This is a genomic window from Nostocoides veronense (assembly GCF_039531185.1).
GTDB lineage: Bacteria > Actinomycetota > Actinomycetes > Actinomycetales > Dermatophilaceae > Nostocoides_A > Nostocoides_A veronense.
Window position 1 is genome coordinate 1 of sequence record NZ_BAAAPO010000049.1, and the last position, 2,829, is coordinate 2,829.

At 66.4% G+C, this 2,829-nt stretch carries 3 protein-coding genes and 2 pseudogenes; all 5 read left to right on the forward strand.

Features of this window, described 5'->3' with window-relative positions; translation table 11 throughout:
* Positions 1-344: pseudogene (locus ABD225_RS15765) on the forward strand (hypothetical protein); the annotation flags it as partial.
* The gene (locus ABD225_RS15770) at positions 313-1,197 is read left to right on the forward strand and encodes an IS3 family transposase (RefSeq protein ID WP_344087640.1); all 885 of its coding nucleotides are present in this window, start codon (positions 313-315) and stop codon (positions 1,195-1,197) included. The pseudogene ABD225_RS15765 and the gene ABD225_RS15770, both read left to right, overlap by 32 nt.
* Positions 1,198-1,246: 49 nt before the next feature.
* Positions 1,247-1,384 (forward strand): annotated as a pseudogene (locus ABD225_RS15775) (ATP-binding protein); the annotation flags it as partial.
* 56 nt (positions 1,385-1,440) lie between these two features.
* Positions 1,441-1,737 carry a hypothetical protein gene (locus ABD225_RS15780; protein ID WP_344087643.1) on the forward strand — a complete coding sequence of 99 codons (297 nt, stop codon included), beginning with the start codon at positions 1,441-1,443 and terminating at the stop codon, positions 1,735-1,737.
* A 203-nt stretch (positions 1,738-1,940) separates the two neighbouring features.
* The coding region (locus tag ABD225_RS15785; RefSeq protein WP_344087646.1) for an IS110 family RNA-guided transposase at positions 1,941-2,829 on the forward strand (889 nt) is incomplete at its 3' end.

Sequence of the window (2,829 nt, forward strand, 5' to 3'; positions counted from 1 at the left end):
CGATCCCAGCAAGGAAAACAACCATGACCACGACCGAGGCTTGGTTGGGAATTAATCCCGCGAAATGTCTCAAAGACTCAGACACACCTCACAATATCGACGTGCACGAGATGACGTTAGGGAAATGGGTGAAGAATGAGCGAGACGCGCGCGAGTCGTCTCGGCCGACGGATGCGCCGTTGAGCGAGTCGGAGCGGGCTGAGCTGATCCGGCTGCGGCAGGAGAACAAGAACGTCAAGGCCGAGAATGCGCAGCTGCAGATGCAGGTGAGCTTCGCAAAAAAGTGGCGACCTGGTTCGCGAACGACCAGCAGTGAAGTTCGCTGCGATCGCGGACTGGGCTGACCAGGAGCAGTTCCCGGTGGCGCTGATGTGTCAGGAGCTGGGCGTCTCTCGCTCGGGCTACTACGCCTGGCGTCAGGCACCGCCCAGTGCCCGGGCCACCCTCGATGAGCGGTTGACCGCGTTGATCGTCAAGATCCGCGCCGAGGCACGCGGCAACCCCGGTGTGCGGCGGGTGCGGGCCGGGTTGGCCGCGGCCGGTCACCTCGTCTCCCACAAGCGGGTGCACCGGTTGATGCGAGCCGCTGGGCTGCGTGGACGCCACCCCAAGGCGTGGCGGGTCACGACCGTGCCCGGCCAGGCGCCGGTGCCCGCGCCGGACCTGATCGGGCGCTCCTTCACCGCCGAGGCGCCCAACACCCGCTGGTGCGGCGACATCACGTACATCAAGACCTGGGACGGCTGGGCCTACCTGGCCACCGTCATCGACCTGCACTCCCGAGCGCTGGTCGGCTGGGCCATCGACACCCACATGCGCACCTCCCTGGCCACCGACGCCCTCGACATGGCGCTTCAGAACCGGCAGCCACCCAAGGGCGTCATTTTCCACTCGGACCGAGGGACCCAGTACACGTCGAGCGAATTCGACACGTACTGCCGAACAAAGCACATCACTCGCTCACTCGGGTCAACCGATAATTGCTACGACAATGCGGTCTCGGAGTCGTTCTTCGCGACGTTCAAGAAGGAGCTCATCCACACCCGCCCCTGGCCCGACATCACCCGCCTCAAGCGAGAGAGCCAGGACTGGTTCGACAACTACTACAACACCGTTCGGAGGCATTCAACACTCGGATATTTGACACCAGTCGAATACGAACTAGGCTACAGACACATCAACGAATTGGCAGCCTAATTCACCTGTCCCAAAAAGCGGGAACACTCCTCGGCGACGCCGCTACGGGCTCATCATCGTCGACGAGGTCGGCTACCTCCCCTTCGAACAAGACGCCGCCAACCTCTTCTTCCAGCTCGTCTCTTCCCGCTACGAACACGCCTCCCTCATCCTCACCTCCAACCTGCCCTTCAGCTCCTGGGCCGCAATCTGAAGCGTTCACGGTTTGATGCCGCATCGTTTCCCACCAAGGAGGATGTTGGTATGCCGAAGAAGTATGACGCTGCGACGCGAGAGCGTGCGGTTCGGATGTTCCATGAGCAGGCGAGTGAGTACGCGTCGGTGACGGCGGCGTGTGCCGCGGTCTCGGCGCGGCTGGGCCTGCCGAAGGACACGGTCCGCGGCTGGGTCCGCCACGGCCAGGGCGACGGCACGGCGGGTGTCTCGGCGCCGGCGGAGCGTGAGGAGATCAAGGTCCTGCGGGCCAAGGTGCGCCGCCTCGAGGAGGACAACGCCGTGCTTCGCGCGGCAGCGACTTTCTTTGCGTCAATTTCACGCTGAGGGGGTCCGGTCGGGTTCGCTCGTTTTTTCGCTGCCGCGGCTGTTGTCGTTGGCTGTTCCTCCGATGTGCGGCCCGGCCGGGCGCCCTGACCGTCGGGCGTGGCGTGGCTTGATAGGAGCCTGCTCCGGGCTGGATTGAGGCGTGCCCGCTGCACCCGGCGGTCAGGACGACCCATCCAGTATCGACCAGGAAGGCCACCGCCATGGTGATGATCGGAACCGACTCCCACAAACGCACGCATACCTTCGTCGCGGTCGACGACCTCGGCCGCCGCCTGGGCGAGTGCACGCTGCGTGCTAACACCGACGGGCACCTGCAACTGCTGGCCTGGGCCGCCCGTTACGAGGCGGTCACGTTCGCGCTCGAGGACTGTCGTCACCTGACCCGGCGGTTGGAGTCCGACCTGCTGCGCGCGGGTCAGCGGGTGGTGCGTGTTCCGACCCGACGCATGGCCGGCGCACGGCGAGGCGCCCGCAGCCCGGGCAAGTCCGACCCGATCGATGCCGAGGCCGTCGCGATCGCCGCGCTGCGTCACCGTGACCTGCCCGTCGCCGAGCTCGACGGGCCCGCACGGGAGGTCAAGCTGCTCTCGGACCACCGCCGTGACCTGGTCATGCAACGCACCCGGGCATGCTCGCAGCTGCGGTGGCATCTGCACGAGCTCGACCCCGACCTGCCGGTGCCCACCCGCTCGCTGCGTCAGGCGAACACGCGCGCACGCGTCCAGGACTTCCTCGACAGCCAGGTCGGGGTCGTCGCCCGCTTGGCCCGCGCGCTGCTGGCCCGGATCGCTGACCTCAGCGTCGAGATCACCGCCCTCGAGAAAGAGCTCAAGGCTCTGGTCACCGCCCAGGCACCGACACTGCTGGCGGTGCCCGGCTGCGGCGTGCTCTCGGCGGCGGTCATCATCGGCGAGACCGCCGGCGTGCACCGCTTCCGCGACAAGGACGCCTTCGCCCGGTTCACCGGCACCGCCCCCGTCCCGGTCTGGTCCGGGTCCTCCGCCGGCAAGGTCCGCCTCAACCCGGATCCACCGATCGGGGTCACGTTGTGGTGGGTTGTGCGCGGGTCGGAGCATGAGAAATCCCTTG

What these genes read in the sequence shown, in the direction of transcription:
- ABD225_RS15780 (WP_344087643.1), top strand. Translation starts at nt 1,441, where the DNA reads ATGCCGAAGAAGTATGACGCTGCGACGCGAGAGCGTGCGGTTCGGATG.